The sequence below is a fragment of the Catenulispora sp. GP43 genome, from assembly GCF_041260665.1.
GTDB lineage: Bacteria > Actinomycetota > Actinomycetes > Streptomycetales > Catenulisporaceae > Catenulispora.
In genome coordinates this window covers 70,105-93,263 of sequence record NZ_JBGCCT010000017.1, presented here as the reverse complement: position 1 = coordinate 93,263, position 23,159 = coordinate 70,105, and the positions used below count along the sequence as shown (strand labels likewise).

21 protein-coding genes are annotated in these 23,159 nt (G+C 69.3%); 20 read left to right on the top strand and 1 reads right to left on the bottom strand.

The genetic code is table 11. The features are described 5' to 3' along the window. The first annotated feature begins 87 nt into the window (after positions 1-87). The 3 genes from ABH926_RS30425 (at position 88) to ABH926_RS30415 (ending at position 4,450) form a co-directional block, all read left to right on the top strand. Positions 88-1,683, top strand: a complete 1,596-nt coding sequence (locus ABH926_RS30425) for a PHB depolymerase family esterase (RefSeq protein WP_370369311.1) — start codon at positions 88-90, stop codon at positions 1,681-1,683. Positions 1,684-1,760: 77 nt separating this feature from the next. Continuing rightward, positions 1,761-3,833 carry a cellulose binding domain-containing protein gene (locus tag ABH926_RS30420; protein WP_370369310.1) on the top strand — a complete coding sequence of 691 codons (2,073 nt, stop codon included), beginning with the start codon at positions 1,761-1,763 and terminating at the stop codon, positions 3,831-3,833. A 185-nt stretch (positions 3,834-4,018) separates the two neighbouring features. After that, complete coding sequence (locus ABH926_RS30415; protein ID WP_370369309.1) at positions 4,019-4,450, top strand: DoxX family protein; 432 nt, start codon at positions 4,019-4,021, stop codon at positions 4,448-4,450. Between the two features lie 84 nt (positions 4,451-4,534). Here ABH926_RS30415 and ABH926_RS30410 read toward each other — a convergent pair whose 3' ends face one another. Then, complete coding sequence (locus ABH926_RS30410) at positions 4,535-5,218, bottom strand: FadR/GntR family transcriptional regulator (RefSeq protein WP_370369455.1); 684 nt, start codon at positions 5,216-5,218, stop codon at positions 4,535-4,537. A gap of 458 nt (positions 5,219-5,676) precedes the next feature. Between ABH926_RS30410 and ABH926_RS30405 the strand changes: the two genes are divergently transcribed. The 17 genes from ABH926_RS30405 to ABH926_RS30325 all read left to right on the top strand — a co-directional run bounded on the left by ABH926_RS30405 (position 5,677) and on the right by ABH926_RS30325 (position 23,131). Then, positions 5,677-7,059 carry an ABC transporter substrate-binding protein gene (locus ABH926_RS30405; protein WP_370369308.1) on the top strand — a complete coding sequence of 461 codons (1,383 nt, stop codon included), beginning with the start codon at positions 5,677-5,679 and terminating at the stop codon, positions 7,057-7,059. Beyond that, complete coding sequence (locus ABH926_RS30400) at positions 7,056-7,976, top strand: carbohydrate ABC transporter permease (RefSeq protein WP_370369307.1); 921 nt, start codon at positions 7,056-7,058, stop codon at positions 7,974-7,976. The genes ABH926_RS30405 and ABH926_RS30400 overlap by 4 nt, the downstream gene beginning before the upstream one ends. Beyond that, a complete protein-coding gene (locus ABH926_RS30395; protein ID WP_370369306.1) occupies positions 7,966-8,919 on the top strand; it encodes a carbohydrate ABC transporter permease in 954 nt (317 codons plus the stop codon). Before ABH926_RS30400 ends, ABH926_RS30395 begins: the two co-directional genes overlap by 11 nt. Positions 8,920-8,943: 24 nt before the next feature. Next, positions 8,944-10,875 (top strand): hypothetical protein, encoded by a 1,932-nt coding sequence (locus ABH926_RS30390; RefSeq protein WP_370369304.1) that lies wholly within the window; start codon positions 8,944-8,946, stop codon positions 10,873-10,875. Continuing rightward, positions 10,872-11,393 (top strand): amidohydrolase, encoded by a 522-nt coding sequence (locus tag ABH926_RS30385; RefSeq protein ID WP_370369303.1) that lies wholly within the window; start codon positions 10,872-10,874, stop codon positions 11,391-11,393. The genes ABH926_RS30390 and ABH926_RS30385 overlap by 4 nt, the downstream gene beginning before the upstream one ends. Continuing rightward, positions 11,381-11,722, top strand: coding sequence for an L-rhamnose mutarotase (locus ABH926_RS30380; RefSeq protein ID WP_370369302.1), 342 nt, complete (start codon positions 11,381-11,383; stop codon positions 11,720-11,722). The genes ABH926_RS30385 and ABH926_RS30380 overlap by 13 nt, the downstream gene beginning before the upstream one ends. A gap of 16 nt (positions 11,723-11,738) precedes the next feature. Next, entirely contained in the window at positions 11,739-12,785 is a 1,047-nt protein-coding gene (locus tag ABH926_RS30375) for a zinc-binding dehydrogenase (RefSeq protein ID WP_370369300.1), read from the top strand. Next, positions 12,782-13,549: an SDR family oxidoreductase gene (locus ABH926_RS30370; protein WP_370369299.1), complete on the top strand. Its 768-nt coding sequence runs from the start codon at positions 12,782-12,784 to the stop codon at positions 13,547-13,549. Before ABH926_RS30375 ends, ABH926_RS30370 begins: the two co-directional genes overlap by 4 nt. A 324-nt stretch (positions 13,550-13,873) precedes the next feature. Then, complete coding sequence (locus ABH926_RS30365) at positions 13,874-14,071, top strand: hypothetical protein (RefSeq protein ID WP_370369298.1); 198 nt, start codon at positions 13,874-13,876, stop codon at positions 14,069-14,071. Positions 14,072-14,306: 235 nt separating this feature from the next. Further along, positions 14,307-15,326: a LacI family DNA-binding transcriptional regulator gene (locus tag ABH926_RS30360; RefSeq protein ID WP_370369297.1), complete on the top strand. Its 1,020-nt coding sequence runs from the start codon at positions 14,307-14,309 to the stop codon at positions 15,324-15,326. Positions 15,327-15,431: 105 nt separating this feature from the next. Continuing rightward, on the top strand, positions 15,432-16,721 hold the full coding sequence (locus ABH926_RS30355; RefSeq protein ID WP_370369296.1) for an extracellular solute-binding protein: 1,290 nt from the start codon (positions 15,432-15,434) through the stop codon (positions 16,719-16,721). Positions 16,722-16,723: 2 nt separating this feature from the next. Then, the gene (locus ABH926_RS30350) at positions 16,724-17,626 is read left to right on the top strand and encodes a carbohydrate ABC transporter permease (protein WP_370369295.1); all 903 of its coding nucleotides are present in this window, start codon (positions 16,724-16,726) and stop codon (positions 17,624-17,626) included. Further along, a complete protein-coding gene (locus tag ABH926_RS30345; protein ID WP_370369294.1) occupies positions 17,626-18,456 on the top strand; it encodes a carbohydrate ABC transporter permease in 831 nt (276 codons plus the stop codon). Before ABH926_RS30350 ends, ABH926_RS30345 begins: the two co-directional genes overlap by 1 nt. A 53-nt stretch (positions 18,457-18,509) precedes the next feature. Continuing rightward, on the top strand, positions 18,510-20,255 hold the full coding sequence (locus tag ABH926_RS30340) for an amylo-alpha-1,6-glucosidase (protein WP_370369293.1): 1,746 nt from the start codon (positions 18,510-18,512) through the stop codon (positions 20,253-20,255). 154 nt (positions 20,256-20,409) lie between these two features. Beyond that, a complete protein-coding gene (locus ABH926_RS30335; protein WP_370369292.1) occupies positions 20,410-21,738 on the top strand; it encodes a cellulose binding domain-containing protein in 1,329 nt (442 codons plus the stop codon). A 75-nt stretch (positions 21,739-21,813) separates the two neighbouring features. Then, the gene (locus ABH926_RS30330) at positions 21,814-22,404 is read left to right on the top strand and encodes a SigE family RNA polymerase sigma factor (RefSeq protein ID WP_370369291.1); all 591 of its coding nucleotides are present in this window, start codon (positions 21,814-21,816) and stop codon (positions 22,402-22,404) included. After that, the gene (locus ABH926_RS30325) at positions 22,367-23,131 is read left to right on the top strand and encodes a hypothetical protein (protein WP_370369290.1); all 765 of its coding nucleotides are present in this window, start codon (positions 22,367-22,369) and stop codon (positions 23,129-23,131) included. The genes ABH926_RS30330 and ABH926_RS30325 overlap by 38 nt, the downstream gene beginning before the upstream one ends. The last annotated feature ends 28 nt before the right edge of the window (positions 23,132-23,159 follow it).

Sequence of the window (23,159 nt, the reverse complement as noted above, 5' to 3'; positions counted from 1 at the left end):
GATACCGGGGCTAACTGGCGGTTATCGCTAACATTCGCCCACGGACTAAGAGGTCCCATGCTGCGATACAGCTCTTTGAAGCCCCGCGTGCTAGGCCTGCTCGTGGCTGTCGCGGCCGCCGTCGGTGTGAGCCTGCCGGCCGAGCCCCAGGCGGCTGCCGCCTCATTGACACAGATCACGAACTTCGGCACCAACCCGAGCAACCTGGCGATGTATCTGTACGTGCCGGACAACGTCAAACCCGATCCGCCGATCCTGCTGGCTCTGCACGGGTGTCAGGGCTCTGGGCCCTACATGTACTCCAGCACCGACTTCGGCAAGCTGGCCGACCAGTACGGCTTCGTCGTCATCTACCCCTCGACCGACCCGAGTGGCAGCTGCTGGGACGTCTCGTCCGACCAGGCGCTGACCCGCAACGGTGGCAGCGACCCGGTCGGGTTGATGTCGATGATCACGTACACCGAGCAGCACTACGGCGGGAACCCGAACGCCGTGTACGTCACCGGCGAATCGTCGGGCGGGATGATGACCAACGTCATGCTCGCCGACTACCCGGACGTGTTCAAGGCGGGCGCGGCGTTCATGGGCGTGCCCTACCACTGCTTCTACACCGGCACCGTGCGCGGCTGGAACGGACCCTGTGCCGGCGGCCAGGTCTCCATGACCCCGCAGCAGTGGGGCGACCTGGCACGCAACGCGGATCCCGGCTACAACGGCCCGCGGCCCAGGATGCAGCTGTGGCACGGCACCGCCGACACCACCCTGAACTACAACAACCTCGGCGAAGAGATCAAGCAGTGGACGAACGTGCTCGGGGTGAGTCAGACCCCGTCGTCGAGCGACACCCCGGTCGCCAACTGGAACCGGACGCGCTACAACAACGGCTCGGGTGTCACACAGGTCGAGGCGTACAGCATCGTCAGCGCCGGGCACCAACTGCCGATCCAGGGTACGCAGATGGCCGCCTACGCCATCCACTTCATGGGCCTGGACGGCAGTTCGACCGGCGGTAACACGGTCACCGTCGCCAGCCCCGGCAACCAGAGTGCCGCCTCTGGCACTGCGATCAACGCTCTGCAGATCCACGCCACCGACTCGGCGCCCGGACAGACCCTGACCTACAGCGCGACCGGCCTGCCGCCGGGCCTGTCGATCTCCTCCGCCGGCCTGATCTCCGGTACTCCGGCCGGCGGCGGCACCTTCACCACCGTCGTGAGTGCCGCGGACACCACCGGCGCCGCGGGGAGCGCCGGCTTCACCTGGACCGTCAGCGGAACCAGCACCGGCAGCACCGGTGCGCTGCACGCGGTGGGCGCGGGCAAGTGCCTGGACGACCCGAACTCGACCACCACCTTGGGCACCCAGCAACAGATCTACAGCTGCAACGGCCAGCCCAACCAGACGTGGACGCACAACGCCTCGAACGAGCTGACACTCACCGTCGGCGGCAGCACCCTGTGCCTGGACGCCGACGACAAGGGCACCGCCAACGGCACCAAGGCGATCCTCTGGTCCTGCAACGGCCAGACCAACCAGCAGTGGACCCTCAACTCCAACGGCACCATCACCGGCGTCCAGTCGGGCTTGTGTCTGGACGTGACCGGAGCCTCCACCGCCGACGGCGCGCTGGTCGAGCTCTGGTCGTGCAACGGCGGCGGCAACCAGCGATGGACGCTCGGATAGCACCGACTTTGGCTCGAACACAGATTTTTGCTCGAGCACAGATTTTGGCTCGAACCCTCAGTGGAAGGAGCACCAGCATGTTTTTCCTGGCAAGACGTACCAGACGTACCAGCCGACGCAAGATCGTGTCGCTCGCCGCGAGTCTGAGCGTGGTGGGCACGTGCGTGGCGGCGGCCGTGATCCCGTCGGGCACGGCGTTCGCGGCGGACACCGCGACGATCAACGGAGCCACGACCTACCAGACCATGGCCGGATTCGGCGCCTCCGAGGCGTTCGGCGAGGCGAGCACGGTCATGAACGCCTCGTCCTCGGTCCAGCAGCAGGCCCTGGCCGACCTGTACAGCCCGACCACCGGGGCCGGGCTGACCATCCTGCGCAACGAGATCGGCGCGGACCAGGGCACCACGATCGAGCCGAACAACCCCGGCGGCCCGAACGCGGCGCCGTCCTACCTGCCGATGTCGCAGACGAACCAGGATCAGGGCCAGCTGTGGTTCGCCCAGCAGATCAAGGCCCGCTACGGCGTCACGAACGTCTACGCCGACGCCTGGAGTGCTCCCGGCTACATGAAGACCAACAACTCCGCGGACAACGGCGGCCAGGTCTGCGGTTCGGCGGGAGCCTCCTGCTCCAGCGGCGACTGGCGCCAGGCGTACGCGAACTACCTGGTGCAGTACGCCAGGGACTACGCCGCCGCCGGTGTGCCGCTGACCTACCTCGGTCCCTCCAACGAGCCGGACTACAGCGCCAACTACGACAGCATGACGATGAGCCCGGCGCAGATGGCCAGCGTGCTCGACGTGCTCGGACCGACGGTGAAGAACTCCGGCCTGTCCACCCAGGTCTCCTGCTGCGCCGCGACCGGCTGGCCGAAGGCCGGCCAGTACGCCGCCGCGATCGAGGCGGACCCGACCGCGCTGGCCGACACCGCGGTGGCCACCGGTCACGGCTACAGCGGTGCGCCGACCTCGTCGCTGCCCGGCTGGAACAAGCCAGCTTGGGAAACGGAGTGGTCCACGTTCGAGGGCTTCAGCTCCGCCTGGGACGACGGCTCCGACGCCTCCGGCATGACCTGGGCCCAGAACATCCAGCAGGGTCTGACCGGTGCGAACCTCAGTGCGTACCTCTACTGGTGGGGCAGCACCACCCCGTCGGAGAACGGCGACAACGAAGGCCTGCTGGAGATCAACGGCAGCTCGGTGATCCCCACCGGCCGGCTGTGGGCCTTCGCCAACTTCAGCCGCTACATCCACCCCGGTGCCGTCCGCATCGGCGCGAGCAGTTCCACCAGCGCGGTGCAGCTTAGCGCGTTCAAGAACCCTGACGGTTCGCTGACAGTCGTGGCCCTGAACACCGGCGGCGGCGCCGACCCGATCACCTACTCGCTGGCGAACACCGGCGTGGCGAACGGCGCCACGGTGACCCCGTACCTGACCAACAGCTCGAACACGGTCGCGGCTCAGGGCACGACGACGGTCGCCGGCGGCGCCTTCAGCGCGACCGTCCCGGGGCGTTCGCTGGTGACGTACGTGATCCCCGGTGGCACGGTGAGCGGCGACACCGTCACGGTGGCCAACCCGGGCTCTCAGACCGGGACCGTCGGCACAGCGGTCACCGCCCTGCAGATCCAGGGCACCGACTCGGCGGCCGGCCAGACGCTGGCCTACACGGCCGCCGGGCTTCCCACCGGACTGTCGATCTCCTCGTCCGGCCTGATCAGCGGAACGCCGAGCGCCGCGGGGACCTACCCGGTGACGGTCACCGCGACCGACGGCACCGGCGCGAGCGGCTCGGCCGCGTTCACCTGGACCGTGACCGGAGGCGGGACCACAGGCGGGACCTGCCACGTCGACTACACCAGGACGAACGAATGGCCCGGAGGGTTCACCGCCAACGTCACCATCGACAACACGGGGACGACGGCGATCAACGGCTGGACCGTGACCTGGACCTTCCCCGGCGACCAGAAGATCACCAACGCCTGGAGCGCCGGCACCACGCAGAGCGGCGCGAACGTCAGCGCTGCCAACGTCGCCTACAACAGCTCGATCGCTCCTGGGGCGAACACGTCGTTCGGGTTCCAGGGGACGTTCGCCGCGAACGACAGTTCTCCGACCGACTTCGCCGTCAACGGAGCCGCGTGCTCGTGAGGCGGTGCGGCCGACCGGCCGGCGATCAGCCCTTTCACCCGCGTCCCAGAATTCCCTCTCGAAACATTGAACCAGAGCTCTTATTTCAGCGTTCTGCGACAGTCGGCCGCATCCGGCCGAATCGGGGGACACCACCAGGGTCCGCCGGCGCCGGCCGGCGGACGGACACGGAAGCGGAGAACCAGATGTCCACCCTCAAGTTAGCGCCCGAGTACGGCGCATCACTGTTCCGCATAGTGGTCGGCTTTCTCATCGCCTGCCACGGCGCCTCCACATTGTTCGCCTTCCCCGTCTCCGGCCACACGGTCTCCCCCTTGGTGTGGCCCGGCGGGGTGGCCGCGGCTCTGCAGCTCGGATTCGGGGTGCTCGTCATGATCGGACTCGGTACCCGGGCGTCGGCGGTGATGCTCTCGGGGACCATGGCCTACGCCTACTTCTCCGTGCACCAGGAGAAGGCCTTGCTGCCCATGCAGAACGGCGGCGAACCCGCCGCGCTGTACTCGTGGGCGTTCCTCATGGTCGCGATCGTCGGGCCCGGCCCGCTGGCCCTGGACGCGCTGAGGGTGAAGGTGAAGGCCCCCGTGGCGATCGGCAACGAGCCCGTGGCGGTGGCGTGAGGCAGGTGTAGGGCGAAGTGAGTGCCGTGCTGGATCCGAAGTGACCACTTCGGATCCAGCACGGCGTCATCGAAGGTCGACTCCTCAACCGAACAAGCGCCGCTGTATCTCCCGCCGATAATCCTCGAGCGTCTTGTCCAAGTGGACTCCGGCTGCGGCGGCTGCGGCGGCCGGGTCCCCGTCCCGGATCGCCTCGTAGATCGCGGCGTGCTCGGTGATGGCCTCGGCGGCGTGGCTGCCGATCGCGCCGTGCAGACCGATGGTGCTGGACTGGCGTTGCAGGCGGCGGGCCTCGCGGACCGCGGTGAGCAGGAAGGGGTTGTGCGAGGCGGTGGCGATGCCGAGATGGAAGTCGTCGTCCCCGCGATCGAACATCGCGCTCTGGCCGGTCAGGTGGCCCTGCTCGCACAGCCGCGCCGCCGACTCGATGGCGCGCAGTTCGGCCGGCGTGGCCCGGGTCGCGGCCAGGCTGCTGGCGGCCGTCTCCTGGACCCGCCGGAACTCGAAGAGCATGTAGACGTGGTCCAGATCCGCCGGCAGGAAGAAGCCGCCCCATCGGGAGGAGCCCAGCAGGCCCTCGTCGTCGGCGACGTACAGGCCGCGGCCCTTCTGCGCGCGGACCCGGCCGATGGCCGAGAGGATCTTGATGGCCTCGCGGATCACGGTGCGGCTGGCGCCCAGCCGCGCGGCCAGCTCGTTCTCGGTCGGCATCCGGTCGCCCGGCCGCAGCTGCGATTCGGCGGTCAGCTGCAGGATCCGCTCTGCGATCAGTTCGTAGCCTGGACGGTAGGTGTCGGTGCGTGCTTCGTCCCGGTTCGCTGTGGACGCACCGTCCTCGGCCAGGACGGGTGTGCCGTCCACGGTGTCTCTCCTTCGTCGTGGTGCCAAGGAGCATACATGTGGGCATCATCAGGAGCTAGATAGGTCCTACTCATCGGCGCGATTCGCACGCCCATGTCCGGATGAATGCGGGCATAATCGAGATCCAGATAGCCGACGCGCCAAAAGATCTTGCGGAGATGTGCGCCGACCCCTTGACGCAAAGGCCCATGCGCAGCTGTTATGTGTGCCACAGGGAACCGGGCAGGTGTGTTACCGGTAACCGATCGGCAATATCGGTGCGAGGGCTTCCCGCGGGCCACCGCGACCAGATGAGTACGACACATATTCCCCATCCGGTCCGCCCAGCCGAAGCTCGGCGGTGCCCCAGCGCAGTGGAGTCGTTCATGAACGTGAAATGTCATGCCGTCGGCGCACCAGGGGCGGCCCGCGCTCGCGGACGCACCGGGCTGCTGGCGGTCGCAGCCCTGTTCGCCCTCGGTGCCGCCGCCTGCGGCACGATTACCGGCAAGGCCGGCACGGCCGGTACCGGCGGCAGCTTGAAGCCCGCCGCGCAGACCGGCGGAACCCTGACGGTGTGGGTCGACTCCACCCGGCTGGCCGCCGCGCAGCTGTACCAGAAGGACCATCCCGAGGTGAAGATGGACATCGTCACCTACGACGGGGACGCCAACGGCTCCAACTACCTGCAGACCAAGGTCTCCCTGTTCAACCGGACCGGCTCCGGCTGGCCCGACGTCGTCTTCAGCGCGGAGAACAACGAGGTCACCTGGGCGGTGCGGGCCGGGTTCGCGGCCCCGCTGGACAAGGGTCTGATACCGCGGGCCACGCTGGACGGCTGGGCCACCAACGCCAACGCCCCGTGCACCGTGGACGGCACCCTCTACTGCCTGCGCAACGACCTGTCGCAGACCGTCCTCTGGTACAACGACAAGCTCATGAAGCAGTGGGGCTACCAGGTCCCCACCACCTGGGAGCAGTACCAGGCACTCGGCCAGAAGGTCGCCGCCGAGCACCCCGGCTACCTGGTCGGCGCCGCCGGCGACACCTTCACGCCCGAGGTCTACATGTGGGCGGGCAAGTGCGGCGCAAATCAGATACAGATCACCGGACCCAAGGCCGTCATCGTCGACACCACCAGCGCGAACTGCGCCAAGATGGCGTCCCTGCTGGACACCCTCATCCAGAACAAGACCATGTCGACCTCCAGCGTGTTCAGCTCCGACTTCGACAAGAACGAGGCCGACAAGATCCTGATGATGCCCGGCCCGTCGTGGTACGGCGGCGCACTGTTCCAGGGCACCTTCAAGACCCCGGCCGGCCAACTCGGTGTGGCGCCGATGCCGCAGTGGGCCGGCGACGCCAGCCCCTCGGTGGGCAACGTGGGCGGCGGTACCTGGCTGGTGTCGGCGCACAGCAAGAACCTCAAGGCCGCGACCGACTTCCTGACCTGGGCCACCACCGCGGACGACTACCAGGGCAAGCTCGCCCCGGGCTACCCGGCGTACGCGCCGGCGGCCAAGACCTGGCTGGCGGCCCAGGCCGCGTCCGGCTACTACGCCGACGACATCACCGCACCGCTGACGGCCGCGGCCGGCCAGGTGTGGCCGGGCTGGGGCTACGGCCAGTTCAGCCAGGAGGCGGTCTGGGCGGCCACCGTCACCCCGGGTGTCACCGCGGGCAAGACCATCAGCTCCCTGCTGCCGGCCTGGCACGACTCCATCGTGAACTACGCCAAGGCCGACGGATACCAGGTGGCGTCGAAGTGAGCACGTCCTCCGCGACCACCGGCCGGACCACAGCGCGGCGCGGCACCCTGCGCGCGCTGTGGCCCGGCCGGGCCGGCCACGGCTTCGTCGCCGCCTACGTGGTGCTGCTGATCGCGTTCGGCGTCGTGCCCACCTGCTATGCGGTCTACTTCGCCTTCACCGACGGGAACGCCCGCTTCACCGGCCTGTCGAACTTCTCCCGGGCCGCGTCGGACTTCCGCTTCGTCCCGGCCGTCGAGCACGTCGCGCTGTATCTGGTGTTCTGGCTGGCGGCCCTGGTGGTGCTCGTCGTGGGCCTGTCGTTGTTGCTGCACCGGCTGTCCGCGCGCGGCGTGAGCAAAGCCCTGAGGTTCCTGTACTACATCCCCGGCGCGCTGGCCGGCGCCGCGGGCGTGATGGTGTGGCTGTTCGTGCTCGATCCGTCGGTGAGCCCGGTGAGCTTCCTGCTCCGGGAAATGGGGTTCGACACCTTCGGCCAGGTCGTCGCCCCCGGGCACTTGCCGCTCCTGTTCACCCTGATCGCGTTCTGGACCGGAGCCGGCGGGTGGATCGTGGTGATGCACGGGGCGCTGAACAACATCCCGCACGAGGTCATCGAAGCGGCGCGCATCGACGGCGCGAGCGCCTGGCAGACCGCGCGGCGGATCCAGATCCCCATGGTGCGCAAGTGGATCGTCTACATGGTGATCCTGGCCTTCGCCGGGGGCACCCAGCTGTTCGTCGAGCCGCAGCTGCTCGCGCAGGCCAGCGTCGGCGTCGCGGGCCGCGACTACTCGCTGAACCAGCTCTCCTACGACTTCGCCTTCCAGAACAACGACGTGAACACCGCCGCGGCCATCTCGGTCGAGCTTCTGCTCGTCGGCCTGGTCGTCGCCGCGCTGTTCGTCGCCAGATCGGGGTTCTTCGATGCCGACTGAGGGACATCCTGGCGTATCGTCCTTCCGCACCCGGACGGCTGTACTGCCGGCCGCGGGCTCGGGACGGTTGCGCGGTGCCGCCCCGCGCAGGTCGCGCAATCCATTGCCGGCTCTGGTCCTCGGCCTGTTCGTGGTCTTCTTCGTGCTGCCGGTGCTCTGGCTGGTGCTCGCCGCGACCAAGACCGACGACCAGCTCGTGCACGGCGACCCGCTGTCCTTCGGGTCCTGGCACGCGCTGCGGGCCAACTGGGACGCGCTGACCTCCTACCAGGGCGACGCGATGTTCCAGTGGCTGCGCAACTCCGCGCTCTACTCGTTCCTGGCGCTCGTGATCACTCTGGCCGTGGCGATCCCCGCCGGCTACGCGCTGGCGATGACCGAGTTCCGCGGCCGTCGCATGCTGCTCATCGCCACGCTCGTGGTGATGCTCATGCCGAACGCGACGCTGGTCGTGCCGCTGTTCCTGGAAGTCAACGCCGTGCACCTGATCGGGTCGATGTGGTCGATCATCCTGCCGTACGCGTTCTACCCGTTCGGCGTGTATCTGGCCTACATCTACTTCAGCACCGCGCTTCCCCGGGAACTGCTGGAGGCGGCTCGGCTGGACGGCTGCAGCGAGTTCGGCGTCTTCCGGCGGGTCGCGCTGCCGCTGGCCGCCCCGATCGTGGCGCTGGTCGGGTTCTTCAGCTTCGTGGCCAACTGGACCAACTACTTCCTGCCCTACGTCATGCTGCCGCAGAGCAGTCAGCTGCCGGTCCAGGTGGGGCTGGGCACGCTGCTCGACGACGTGCCCCAGTTCAACCCGACCGTCGGGGACCTGGCCGTGCAGCGCCCGGAACTCGCGCTGGCGACCCTGCTGGCGATCACCCCGGTCCTCATCGTCTTCCTGTTCTCCCAGCGCTTCCTGGTGACCGGCATGCTCGCCGGCGCCACCAAGAGCTGAACGCCCGAAACGGAGAAAGCCCCTATGCATCGCGTCATCACGGCCTCGGTGCCCGTGCTCGAACCGCCCGGCTGGGCACTGGCGCAGCGTGAGCTGTTCGACCTGCTGGACCGGTCATGGCGGCGCTTCGCCGAGGACTTCACCGGGCCCGGCGGCGAGCTCGACTACAACGGGACGCTGTCCACCCGCGACGGCGGCGACGACTTCTACGAGGTCTTCTTCAACTGGCCGCAGCTGTATCTGCTCGGCGGCGCCGACGACCTGCTGGCCGCCTCGGAGCGGCACTGGGAGGGCGTGACGCGTCAGCTCACAGAGCTCGGCATGCTCAAGGACGAGTACGAGCGCGGATACGACTGGTTCCACCAGGGCGAGAGCCTGCTGCTGTTCTACTTCCTGTGCATGGCCGCCCCCGCCCGCTGGCGGGAGCGCGCGGTACGTTTCGCAGAGCTCTACACCGATCCCGCGCACGGCAACTACGACGCCGAGCACCGCATCATCACCCGTCCCCACAACGGCAGCGACCCGAAGCGGGAAGGTCTGTTCGACGGCGACAGCTATCCGTGGCTGCCCAAGGAAGCCGACATGTACGGCTTCCCCCTGAACTGGATCCTGCCCGCGGGCACCGAGACCCCGCCGCTGGACAAGGACCCGCGGTTGGGCGAACAGTTGCGGCTGCGCATGGGCGTCGGCGACACCGCGGTGAACCTGGCGGCCACGGGACTGGTCCTCAATGCCCTGATTCTCACCGGTGAGGAGCGCTATCGGGACTGGATTGTGGAGTACGTCGGCGCGTGGCGGGAACGGGCCGTCGCCAACGGCGGTGTCATTCCCGACAACGTCGCCCCGGACGGAACCGTCGGCGGCCTGCTGGAAGGACGCTGGTACGGCGGCCACTACGGCTGGAACTGGCCGCACGGCTGGCACAGTGTCGGGCCCGCCGCCGCGGTCGCCGCCCTCGCCGCGGCCACGGTCACCGGCGACGACTCCTTCCTGGACATGGTGGCCGCCACGCTGGACGGGGTCATCGCGCAGGGCAAGACGATGGCGTTCAAGGACGCCGACTCCAGCTTGCAGTCCAAGTGGACCATCCAGCTGCTCGACGACGTCGCCACCGACACCTTGCACGTCCCGTACCGGTACGGCGACGACGGTTGGTTCGACTACAACCCGATGCCCCTGGTCGTGCCCGCCGCGTTGTGGCACCACACCGCCTCTGCCACCGACCGCGAGCGCATCGAGCGGCTGCGCGCCGCCTCGGGTATCGACTGGAGTGTCATCCGCCCCTTCCGCAGCAAGGAGGAGTCAGGGCACGAAGAGTCCTGGTTCGCCTTCCTGGCCGGCGACGACCAGGACTATCCCGAGCGCATCCTGGCCGCCGCGCAAGCCCAGGTGCGCCACCGCCTGACCCGCATGGAGCGCTACCGCGGCCTGGACGTGCCCGAGGCCGACATCCACCTGTGGCAGCAGTCGAACCCGGTGGCCACCGAGGCGCTCGTCCAGCTCACATGGGGTGGGCCGCAGGTGTTGTACAACGGCGGTCTGCAGCAGGCACGTGTGCGCTACTACGACGGCCGGGCTCGACGTCCCGGGCTGCCGCCCTCGGTCGCGGCGCTGGTATCCAGCATCGATCCCCAGGCGACCGTCGTGGAGCTGGTGAACCTCGATCCGGAGCACGCGCGCACGGTGATCGTGCAGGCCGGCGCCTTCGCGGAGCACACGATCGGCACTGTCGTGTACACGGCCTGCGAGGATCCCTCATGGATCGGCGACCTCTACGACTACGGACACCGGAAACCGGCCGAGACCACCGAGTCGGCCCAGGCCGGCGGCGCGTGGCTCACGGTCGAGCTGCCCCGGTCCACGCGGGTGCGGCTGACGCTGAGCTTGGAGCTGCGGACCCGGCAGCCGTCGTATCGCACGCCGTTCGACGCCGAGCCGGCCGAGGGCTCGGAATGAACGACCAGCGCCGGGAATCCGCGGTGCTGGACTCCCACGTCCACTTCTGGGACCCGCGCGGGGGCATCAGCTATCCGTGGCTCAGGGACGTCCCGGCACTGGATGCCCCCTTCACGCCCGACGACTTCGCCCTGTTCCGCCCCGCCGACACCTCGGTGATCTCCGTCGAGGCCGGCCGTGCCGACGAGCACGCCGCGGCTGAGATCGAGTGGGTCCGCGACACCGCGCGCCGGCATCCGTGGCTGGTCGGGGCAGTCGCGCACGTCCGGCTCGAGGATCCGGCCGGGCACCGTCCTCGGCAGCGGGCGCTGCGGCGGCTGGCCGGGCGCGGCAACGTCGTGGTCAAGCTCTCCGGCCTGGCCACCGAGCTCCCCGTGAGCACACCGCGAGCCGAGGTGGTCCGGCTGCTGCGCGAAGCCCTGGAGCTGTTCGGGGCCGAGCGCTGCCTGTACGGCAGCGACTGGCCGGTGATGACGCGACAACCGCCCAATATCAAAGGTCTGAAATGCAGCGCATAGCCCAAATCGCCCGGCTGGTACCCGAGCTGCGCGAGGAATACCTCGCACTGCACCGCGAAGTCTGGCCGGGTGTCGAAGCCGCACTCCGAGCGGCGCACATCCGCAACTACAGCATCTTCCTCCACGAAGACACGCTCTTCGCCTACTACGAGTACCACGGCGAGGACTTCGCCGCCGATCTCGAGACCATCAAGGCCGACCCCGAGACCCGGCGGTGGTGGACCTTCACGGACCCCTGCCAGGTGCCGCGGCCGGAGTCGCCGACCGGCGGCCGCTGGTCGGACCTGCTGGAGATCTGGCACCTCGCCGATGCCCCGAACCCGACCTGAGAAGGAAGCTGACACGATGACGACCCCGCTGGCCGTGCGGTACACCGCCGCCCGCACCCTGACGACCGGCCCGGCCGAGACCGCGGACCCCGGACCCGGGCAGGTGGAACTGGCCCCGGCCTACGTCGGGATCTGCGGCACCGACCTGCACATCTTCCACGGCGACATGGACGCGCGGGTCAAGGCGCCGGCCGTGCTCGGACACGAGATGTCCGGCCGCGTGCTGCGCGTCGGGCCCGGCGTCGAGGGCCCGGCCCCCGGCGACCCGGTGACGGTGATGCCGCTGCGCTGGGACGGAACCTGCCCGGCCTGTCGCCGCGGCAACAGCCATGTCTGCCAGAACCTTGATTTCATCGGCATCGACTCGCCCGGCGCGATGCAGCAGCGGTGGACCGTGCCCGCCTCGACGCTCGTCCGGCTGCCGGAGACGCTGCCGCTGGACCGGGCGGCGCTGGTGGAACCGACGGCGGTGGCCGTGCACGATGTCGGCCGCGCCAGGGTGCGGGACGGCGACCGGGTGGTCGTGGTCGGCGCCGGACCGGTCGGCGTCCTGATCGCCCTGGTCGCCCGGGCCGCGGGCGGCAAGGTGCGGGTGGTGGAGCCGAACGCCCATCGTCGGCGGCTGGCCGAACAGCTGGGCCTGAACACGTGGGATCCCGGTGCCGACGACGTGCCCGAGTGCGTACGCGACTGGACCGGCGAGGCCGGCGCGGACATCGCGTTCGAGGTCTCCGGTGCCGAGGCCGGCGTGCAGACCGCGGTGGACGTGCTGGCGGTGCGAGGGCGGTTGTGCCTGGTGGCGATCCATTCCCGGCCTCGGCCGGTGAACCTGCACCGCTTCTTCTGGCGCGAGCTGACGCTGATCGGCGCCCGCTTGTACGACCGGGAGGACTTCGAGACCGCTGTGCGGCTGGTTGCCGAGGGCACAGTCCCGGCCGAACAGCTGATCAGCAAGATCGTGCCGCTCGCCGACGCCTTGGGCGCGTTCCAGTCTCTGGAGGCCGGCGGCGACGTGAAGGTGCTCGTGGACTGCGCCGAGTCCGCTTCGGACGGTGCCGCATGAGCTCGAACCGATTCGACCTGACCGGCCGCCTGGCCGTGGTCACCGGGGCCCGCCGCGGAATCGGCCGGGCCATGGCCCGCGCGCTGGCCGAGGCCGGCGCCGACATCATCGGCGTGAGCGCGAACCTGGAGGCCTCCGGCAGCGACGTCGAGAAGGACGTGACCGCCGCCGGACGCGCCTTCGAGGCGATCCGGGCTGACTTCTCCGACGCCACCGCCGTCGCGGCGCTCGCCGCGGACCTGGCCGGACGCGAACGGCCGGTCGACATCCTGGTCAACAACGCCGGCACCATCCGCCGCGCCCCCGCCACTGAGCATTCCGACGCCGACTGGGACCTGGTCCTGCAGGTCAACCTCTCGGCGCAGTTCGCGCTCGCCCGCGCCGTGGGGGAGAAGATGGTCGAGCGCGGCCGAGGCAGGATCGTCTTCACCGCCTCCCTGCTCAGCTTCCAGGGCGGCATCACCGTGCCCGGATACACCGCGGCCAAGCACGGCATCGCCGGCCTGACCAAGGCGCTGGCGAACGAGTGGGCCCCGCACGGTGTCAACGTCAACGCCATCGCCCCCGGCTACATCGCCACCGACAACACCCGGGCCCTGCAGGACGACCCGGAGCGCAGCGCGGCGATCCTGGCGCGCATCCCGGCGGGCCGCTGGGGGACCGCCGACGACCTGGCCGGCGCGACCGTCTTCCTCGCCTCGGACGCCGCCGCCTACCTGCACGGCACGATCCTGCCGGTCGACGGCGGATGGCTGGGCCGATGAACCGGCGGAAGACCGCGAACACGCCGGTCGCCCTGACCGGTCTCGGGTTAGGGGGCTCCCCGATCGGCAACCTGTACCGGTCGGTCTCCGAACACGAGGCGAAGACCGCGGTCGCCGCGGCGCCGGATGCTCGACCAGAGCGCCAGGGACGACGTCCGAGGCGACGCCGCTGACCAGCAGTGAGGCCAGCAGCCCGACGATATAGGAGGCGAAGATGACGGTCAGCGTGCCCTTGGAGAACCCCATGGGGCGTTGCCAGAGCACGTAGAGCGGCGTCGCGGCGTCGCGGCGGATCCGGCATGCAGAGCAGGACGAACGTCGGCCATGGGGCCACCCACCACGAATCGCGCCGCGAGGTCTGGCGCGGCAGCCGAGGCCGCGCGCCGGTGCAACGCGTTCCCGGCAAGCCAGGACACGCCCGCGCCGCGCGACGAGCCGGCGCGCGAGGACATCCGTCTGGAACAGGTGATGGTGGCGCTGTTCGGCTTCGATCGGTCGAAGCCGTCACTGACCCACGAGTAGCCCGCGGCTGATCTGTCCCGGGGATCGCCGTGTCGAACCGGTTCGTCAGAACCTAGGGTGCTGCTTCGCGGCTGTCAACGCCCCCAGCCGGCCGAGCCGCCAGCTGGGCGACTGTGGCTGCTGGTTACATGGTTGACACTCGCCAGCGGACGCGCCTACCCTCGCTTCCATTCACCGGTCGAACCGGTTCGAATATCGCCCCCGCCCCTCGTCGCTCGTCGCATCGGAGAGTCGCGTGAACATCGGTGAGATCGCTCGGCGTGCGGGAGTCTCCCGCAGCACGGTGTCGTACGCGCTGTCCGGGAAGCGTTCGATCTCGCCCGAGACCCGGGCGCGGATCCAGGCGGTGATCGACGAGCTCGGCTATCAGCCCAGTGCCACCGCGCGGGCGCTGTCCTCGGGCCAGACCCACACCCTGGGCCTGGTGTTCCCGCCGGCCAGCAGTCACTACACCGACATGCAGCTGGACTTCATCGGCTCGCTGGTCGAGGCCGCGGCCGGGTTCGGCTACGACGTGCTGATGGCCGCGTCCATCGGCGACGGCGACAAAGGACTTCGCCGGCTGGTCGCCGAGCGGCGGGTGGACGGGGCCGTCCTGATGGAGATCCGCCTGGAGGACACGCGGGTCGACTACCTGTCCGAGGCCGGGTTCCCGTTCGTCACGATCGGCCGCACCGGCCAGCCCGACCACACCCGGTGGGTCGACATGGACTACACGGCCCTGGTCGGCTCGTGCGTGCAGCACCTGGTGCATCTTGGCCACCGGCGGATCGCCTTCGTCAACCGCTCCGAACGGTTGTTCCGCGCCGGGTACGAGTCCGCGCATCGTAGTCTCACCGGTTTCGAGAACGCCTGCGAGGAACAGGGTGTCGCCGGTGCGGCCTACCTGTGCGGCGACGACGCTGCTTCGGGGGAGGACACGGTCGGCCGGATCCTGGCCGCCGATCCGGACACCACCGCGCTGGTGACGGTGAACGAAGCCGCGCTCGGCGGCCTGTACCGGGGCCTGGCGGTCCACGGCCGCAAGGTCCCGCTGGACTTCTCCGTCGCGGGCATCGCGCTGAGCCGCTGGGCCACAGCGGTGACGCCGCAGCTGACCGCCGCCGACGTCTCAGCCGCGGAAATGGGCCGGGTCGCGGTGGAACTGCTGCTCGAACTGCTCGCCACCCCCGACGCGCCGCCCCGGCACGTCCTGCTCGCACCACCGGTCTCCCTGCGCGCGAGCACCGGACCCGCCCCTGTGTCAGAGAGCTGACACAGGACGTCCTCCGGTGCTCGCGCCACCTGGACATCCCATCCTCCGCACGGCAATGCGGAGTCCATCAGCCGCCTGATGGCGGCGGATCGAAAGGGAACGACTATGAAAGCACAGTCCATAACCCGGCGCGTCGCCGCGGTCGGGCTGGCCTTGGCGGTCACCGGCACAGCCGCCGCCTGCTCGGCGTCGAAGAGTTCCACAGGCGCCGACAGTTCGACGGGCGCCGCCGGGTCCGGCGGGTCCGGGGCCGGCGGCGGAACCTTCACCGTCTGGGACCCCTACCCGCAGTTCGACAGCGGTTCGGCCTGGTCGCAGTTGTTGACCAAGTGCGGCAGCCAGGCCGGGGTGACCGTCAAGCGCACCGGATTCGACACCACGGACCTGACCACCAAGGTGCTGCTGGCCGCGCAGCAGGGCAACTCCCCGGACGTGCTGATCGTCGACAACCCCGTGGTCTCCACGCTGGCCGACGCCGGAGTGGTCACCGACACCGGGACGACGCATCTGGACACCACGGGGATCGCGCCGAACCTGCTGGCGGCCGGACAGCTGGCCGGGAAGACCTACGGCGTGCCGATCGGCGCGAACACCCTGGCGTTGTACTACAACAAGTCCGTGCTGGCGGCGGCCGGTGTGGACATCGCCTCGGTCAAGGACTGGTCCTCGCTGACCGCCGCGCTGGCGAAGGTCACCGCGGCCGGCAAGAAGGGCATCACGTTCTCGGCGATCGGCACCGAGGAGGGGAGTTTCCAGTTCCTGCCGTGGTTCTGGGGGTCCGGTGCCGACCTGAAGAAGCTCGACTCCTCGCAGGGGGTGGCGGCGCTGTCGCTGTGGACGGACTGGCTGAAGAAGGGCTACGCGCCGAACTCGGTCATCAACAACACCCAGACCACCAGCTGGCAGGAGTTCGCCACCGGACAGTACGCGTTCAGCGAGAACGGCACGTGGCAGCTGGCCAACGCCAAGAAGGCAGGGTTCGACTACGGGATCATCCCGATCCCGGCGATGAACGGCGGCACCGCGGCCGCGCCGACGGGCGGTGAGTTCGTCACGATCCCGGTGCAGGACAAGACCGGCCGTTACGCCGCCTCGCAGAAGCTGGTGGCCTGCCTGACCAGCGCCGACAACGCGCTGGCCACCGACACCACGCTGTCCTACGTCGCGGCCACCCCGGCCGTGCAGGCCAAGCAGGTCGCCGCCGATCCCGGCCTGGCGCCGTGGGTGGCCGCGGTCGCCGCCGCCAAGGGCCGCACCAGCGACGACCTGGGGACGAAGTACCCGAAGATCTCGCAGCCGATGTGGACCGCGGTGCAGGCGGCACTGAGCGGTTCGGCCTCGCCGCAGTCCGCGATGACGACCGCGCAGAACGCCGCCGCCGCGGCGACCAAGTGAGGATGACGGCGCCCGGTCCCCGCCCCCGCTCCACGCAGTGGGCGGGCTGGGCGTTCCTCGCCCCGGTCGCCATCTACCTGGTGGCCTTCTACGCCTACCCGATGTACCGCAACATCGAGCTCAGCCTGCACCGCTACACGGTGCGCTCGTTCGTCCACGGCGGCGCGCCGTTCACCGGCTTCGACAACTATCGCAAGATCCTGAGCGACCCGGCCTTCGGCCCCGCGCTGGTCCACACGCTGGTGTTCACCGGCGTGTCGATCCTGTTCCAGTTCTGGATCGGCATGGGCCTGGCGGTGTTCTTCATCCGGCACTTCCGGCTGTCCGCGACGCTGCGCGCGCTGTTCCTGGTGCCGTGGCTGCTGCCGCTGATCGTGTCGGCCTCGACCTGGTCGTGGATGCTCAACAGCGACTCCGGGATCGTCAACCAGGTGCTGCACGGGCTGGGGATCGCCCCGATCGACTGGCTGACGTCCCCGAAGTGGTCGCTGGCCTCGGTGATCATCGCGAACGTCTGGATCGGCATCCCGTTCAACCTGGTCATGCTCTACAGCGGGATGCAGGCGGTCTCGCCGCAGCTGTACGAGGCCGCGGAGCTGGACGGCGCCGGCGGGTGGCAGCGGTTCTGGAAGGTCACGTTCCCGCTGCTGCGTCCGGTCGCGGCGATCACGCTGCTGCTGGGGCTGGTCTACACGCTGAAGGTCTTCGACATCATCTGGATCATGACGAAGGGCGGCCCGGCCGGCTCCTCGGCGACCTTCGCGACGTGGTCCTACCAGCTGGGGTTCGGCAACCTGCTCCCGGAGTTCGGACCGGGGGCGGCCGTCGGCAACCTGCTGGTCGTGATGGCACTGGCCTTCGGCCTGGTCTACATCCGTGCTCAGCGCAAGCAGCGGGAGGCGTGATGACCGCTCTTCGACGTCCCCGCACCACGTGGTGGAAGACGGCGGTGGGTCTGGTGCTGACCGCGCTGATGCTGTTCCCCGTCTACTGGATGGTGAACGAGTCCCTGACCCGCGACCGGGACATGCGCAAGACCCCGCCGAACTGGTTCCCGGTCCACGGGACCCTCGACGGATACCGCGCCGTGCTGCATCAGCAGATGCCGTATCTGGGCACGAGCCTGTTCATCGGGCTGGGCACGGTGGCGCTGACCGTGGCGGTCGCGGCGCCGGCCGGATACTCCCTGGCCAAGCTGCGGCCGCGCGGCGGCGGGGTGCTCAGCTTCGCGCTGCTGATCGCGCAGATGATCCCCGGCATCATCATGGCGATGGGCTTCTACGCCGTCTACCTGAACCTGGGGATGCTCGGCAGCGTGCCGGGGCTGATCGTGGCCGACTCCACCATCGCGGTCCCGTTCGGCACGCTGGTGTTCGCGGCTTTCATGTCCGGGATCCCGGGGGAGCTGCTCCAGGCCGCCAAGACCGACGGCGCCGGACAGCTGCGCACGTTCTGGTCCGTCGTCATGCCGGTGAGCCGCAACGCCGTCGTCACCGTGTCGCTGTTCGCCTTCCTGTGGGCCTGGTCGGACTTCATGTTCGCCAACACCCTCGACAGCTCCGGCGGGGCCCAGCCGATCACCCTGGGCATCTACCACTACATCGGCAACAACAACCAGCAGTGGAACGCCATCATGGCCACCGCGGTCGTCGCCTCGGTCCCGGCCACCGTCCTGCTCGTCGTCGCCCAGCGCTACGTCGCCGCCGGCGTGACCGCCGGTGCGGTCAAGGACTAGCCCGCACCGGCCCGCCGCCGAGCCGCCCGCATCCTGTTCACAGAAAGACCACTATGACCATCGCCGGTGCCCTTCCGCAGTTCGACGTCCGCGACATTCCCTTCAGCCACCACGGATCCTGGTTCGGCATCTCGCCGGTGATCGCCGAGGCGACCTACGCCGACGATCTGCACCTGGTCTCCCACCAGAACGGACTGCATCCGGTCCTGCGGTTCACTCCGACCGATCCGTCCGGCGTCCGGGTCGAGGCGACCGTGGTCGCCACGCCGGCCAGGCTCGCCTGGACATGGCAGGGTTCGGTGGTCGAGCTCGCCTACGAGAGCGACGACACGGTGCGGGTGAAAGGCGACGGCACCGGCCTGGGTCTGCGTCTGACCGCCGCCGATCCGAAGCTCACCCCGTTCAGCGGACCCTACTTCTACCGTGATCCGGTCGACGGGTCCTACATCTACACCCTGTACCAGACCGGCCGCCGCTATCGGATCACCGTGTTGCTGGGGGAGCCCGCCGATGTCCTCGGGGCCCAAGCCCTGGGAACGGCGGAGCGGGGTCTCCAGCTGCCCGCCGACCGGGCCTGGGAGATCGCCGTCGAGGAGTTCGACAGTGCCCGGCCGCGCTACCGCGGCGGTGCCGCGTTCGAGGGTGTCGTGGAGACCGCGACGACGCGGTTCGCAGAGTTCGTGGACGCGATCGCCCCTTGGCGCACCGCCGACACGCCGGCCGCGGAGCTGGCCGCCTATGTCCTGTGGTCGGCGACCGTCCGTCCGGCCGGGTTCCTGAGCCGGCCCGGTGTGCTCATGTCCAAGCACTGGATGGACAAGGTCTGGAGCTGGGACCACTGCTTCAACGCCGTCGCGCTGGCAGCCGGGGCGCCGGAGCTGGCGTGGAGCCAGTTCCAGATCCCGTTCGACCACCAGGACGAAAGCGGTGCCCTTCCGGACTCGGTGACCCACTCCGAGGTCCTCTACAACTACGTCAAGCCGCCGATCCACGGCTGGGCCCTCGGACATCTGCGCGGGAACCTGCCCCGCGAGCTGAGCGGAGCCGAGCTCAAGGACGTCTACGGCAAGCTGTCCGCGTGGACGCGCTTCTGGCTGTCCGCACGTCGTGTCCCCGGCCAGGCCCTGCCGCACTACCAGCACGGCAACGACAGCGGCTGGGACAACGCGACCACCTTCGACGCCGACCGGGTCGTGCAGACCTCGGATCTGGCCGCGTTCCTCATTCTGCAGCTCGACCGGCTCGCCGGACTCGCCGAGGAGTTGGGCCTGCCGGATGAGGCCGAGGCTTGGCGGCGCCATAGCGAAGAGGTCAGGGCTGCGATGTTGAAAGAGCTGTGGCGTGACGGCCGGTTCGTCGCCCGCGGCGCGGCCACGGGAAAGACCACGGCCAGTACGAGCCTGCTGGACCTGATGGCGATCGTCCTCGGCGACGCGCTGCCCGAGGATGTCCGGGACACGCTGGCCCACGCCATCGAGGCCCACCTCACGCCGCACGGCCCGGCCACCGAGCAACCCTCGTCGGAACACTACGAGGCCGACGGCTACTGGCGCGGCCCGATCTGGGCCCCGTCGACCGTCCTGATCGAGGACGGTCTGCGGCGCGCCGGCTTCGTCGAGCTCGCCGACGAGGTGAGCAGCCGGTTCCGTGCGCTGTGCGAGAAGTCGGGCTTCGCAGAGAATTTCGACGCACTGTCCGGCAGCGGTCTGCGCGATCGTGCTTACACGTGGACGGCCAGCGCCTACCTGATCCTCGCCGGGGCGTATGAGTCGCGCGGCGGAAGTCGGATATTGGTCTGAAACTTTCGACGCCTGTACGCCGATGGCAATGTAAAGCCAGAGGTCGACACGGTCTTCTCCGTTAAGAGTATGAAGCATAGATTGACCCTCGCATATCAGGATCATACTATTCCGTCGAACTCATCCAGCGAATCGGTTCGATGGAGTGTGAGAGATGAACAAGCGCAGAGCCGGCTTCGGGCCGGCCGCACTGGCGGTGCTGGTGGTGGCCCTCATCACTGCCCTGGTGGGCTACGGGAGCCTGACCACGGCCGCGGCATCCCCGGCTGCCGCGGCGGCCGGGGCGTCGGTCGGCTGTGGCAAGGCTGCGACACTGGCCAGCGGTACGCACACGATCCAAAGCAGCGGCCAGACACGCAGCTACATCCTCCGGCTGCCCGCGGGCTACGACGACACCCGCCCCTACCGCCTGGTCTTCGGGTTCCACTGGCTCGGCGGGACGATGAACGACGTCGACTCCGGCGGAACCGACGGCTACAACTGGTCCTACTACGGCCTGCGCAAGCTGGCCGACGCCGACGGGAACGGCACCATCTTCGTCGCGCCGCAGGGCACCAACAACGGCTGGGCCAATCCCGGCGGCCAGGACGTGGCGTTCGTCGACGACATGCTCAACCAGTTCGAATCAGGACTCTGTATCGACACCGGGCAGATCTTCTCCTCCGGCTTCAGCTACGGGGCCGCGATGACCTACGCGCTGGCGTGCGCGCGTCCGACGGTCTTCCGTGCGGTCGCGGTCTACTCCGGGGCGAACCTCAGCGGATGTGACGGCGGCACGCAGCCGGTCGCCTACATCGGCCTGCACGGCATCCGGGACAACGTCCTGCCGATCGCCGACGGCCGGGCGCTGCGTGACACCTTCGTCCGGAACAACCAGTGCACACCACAGAATCCGCCGGAACCGGCGTATGGCAGCCTGACGCACATCGTCACCGCCTACACCGGATGCAAGCCCGGCTACCCGGTCGTCTGGGCCGCGTTCGACGGAGCCGGCCACGACCCCGGACCCATCGACGGCAGCACCGGCGACGGCTGGCACACCTGGACCTCGGGAGTGGTGTGGAACTTCTTCACCCAGTTCCAGAGCAGCCCGCCGCCGACCTCACCTTCCAGCACGCCCAGCACCACCCCGAGTACCACCCCCAGCACCACCCCGAGTACCACTCCGTCGAGCAACCCGCCGCCCACCGGCGCGTGCAGCGCCACCTACTCGACGACCAATTCCTGGCCCGGAGGCTTCCAGGGACAGGTCACCGTGACCGCCGGAAGCGCGGCGATCAACGGCTGGACCGTCAAGTGGACGCTCGCCGACGGCCAGACCATCTCCCAAGTGTGGAGCGGCACGCTGACCACGAGCGGATCCTCCGCGTCGGTCGGCAACGCCGCGTACAACGGCTCGCTGCAGCCGGCCGCGTCGACGTCGTTCGGCTTCCTGGCCGACGGCTCGCCCTCGGTTCCGGCGCTGAGCTGCACCAGTCCCTGACCCTGCTAAGCTGCCTATCCGCAAAGCGGTTGAACATTCATCTAAAACCTTCATGGGAGAGGCTTCCTCGCGAAGATGGTCTTCGACGATGCCTCGGCGGAATTCCACGACTTCTTCGAGCGCCACTACGCGGAGCTGAGCCGTCTGGCCTTCCTGCTGACCGGCGAGTCGGAGGGGGCGGACGATCTCGCCGCGGACGCCATGCTCGCGCTGTGGCACCGGTGGGACCGGTTGCGCGCGGCCGACCACCCCGTCGCCTACGCCCGCGGCGTCGTGGCGAACATGGCGCGCAACCGCACCCGCCGGGCGATCCGCGAGCGCGGCCGGATCAGGCTACTGTGGGCCGGCCGGACGGAGCGCACCGAGGAGCCGGACGTGGCCGGCGGCGTGGACGTCCGCGCCGCGCTGGCCCGGCTGCCCTTCCGCAAGCGGTCCTGCGTGGTGCTGCGGCATGCCTTCGACCTGTCGGAGAAGGAGACCGCGCAGGCTCTGGGAATATCGGTCGGTACGGTGAAGAGCCAGACCTCCAAGGGCCTGGCCGAGCTGAGACGGCTGCTCGGGGCGCAGGCGACCGGAGACTTGGGAAGCGGAGATTTGGGAAACGGCGATCTGGCGGAAGGGGGATTCAGTGGACGACACTCGCAAGCTTCTGCGCCAGGCCGCTGAGGCCCACGAGCCGGACCGCGAGGCGATGCTGGCCCGGATCGGACAGGGCATGGCCCAGGACTCCGATGCCCGCCGCGCCCGGCTGTACCGCAGGCGCAGGCAGGCCTCGTGGGCCAAGATCTCGCTCGCGGCGCTGGCCGCCGTCGGCGTGCTGGGTCTGGGAGGGCTGGCCGTCGCGGCCGGCGTCCGGCAGCAGGCGCCTGAGCATCCGCCGGCGCCGGTGGTCGTGACGCCGACCGGTCAGGCCGCCAGCTCGCAGCCGACCGTCTCGTCCGCACGGCCGCCGGCCTCCTCAGGCTCGTCCACCCCGCACCACTCGGCCGCGCCGAGCTCTGCTGACGGTGTGATCTCTGCGCGGGCTGACGTCAACGCGCACAGCACCGTCTATTGGAGCCAGAACGACCTGACCGTCGATGTCGCACAGCCGCTGACCGCCATGACCGTCGAACTGCGGATCGCTCAGACCGGCGGTATACAGAGCACCGGGAACTGGCTGACGGCGCCGCCGGACGACTTCACCGTCACCGTGACGCCCGCCGGCGGCTACCTGGTCTACCGCTGGGTCCTCAAGCCCGGCCGGACGATCCCGGCGGCGCAGCAGATCTTCGCCGCGCAGTTCAACCACCAGACCGGTAAGCGTGACGCGGGCAAAGACACGTTCCTCGTCCAGGCCACGGCCTCCGGCCGGACCAGCGAGGTCCGCGGGGACTTCCCGGCCGGCGGCTGAGCCTTCCGCCGCCGGCCGGCCCGGCCGG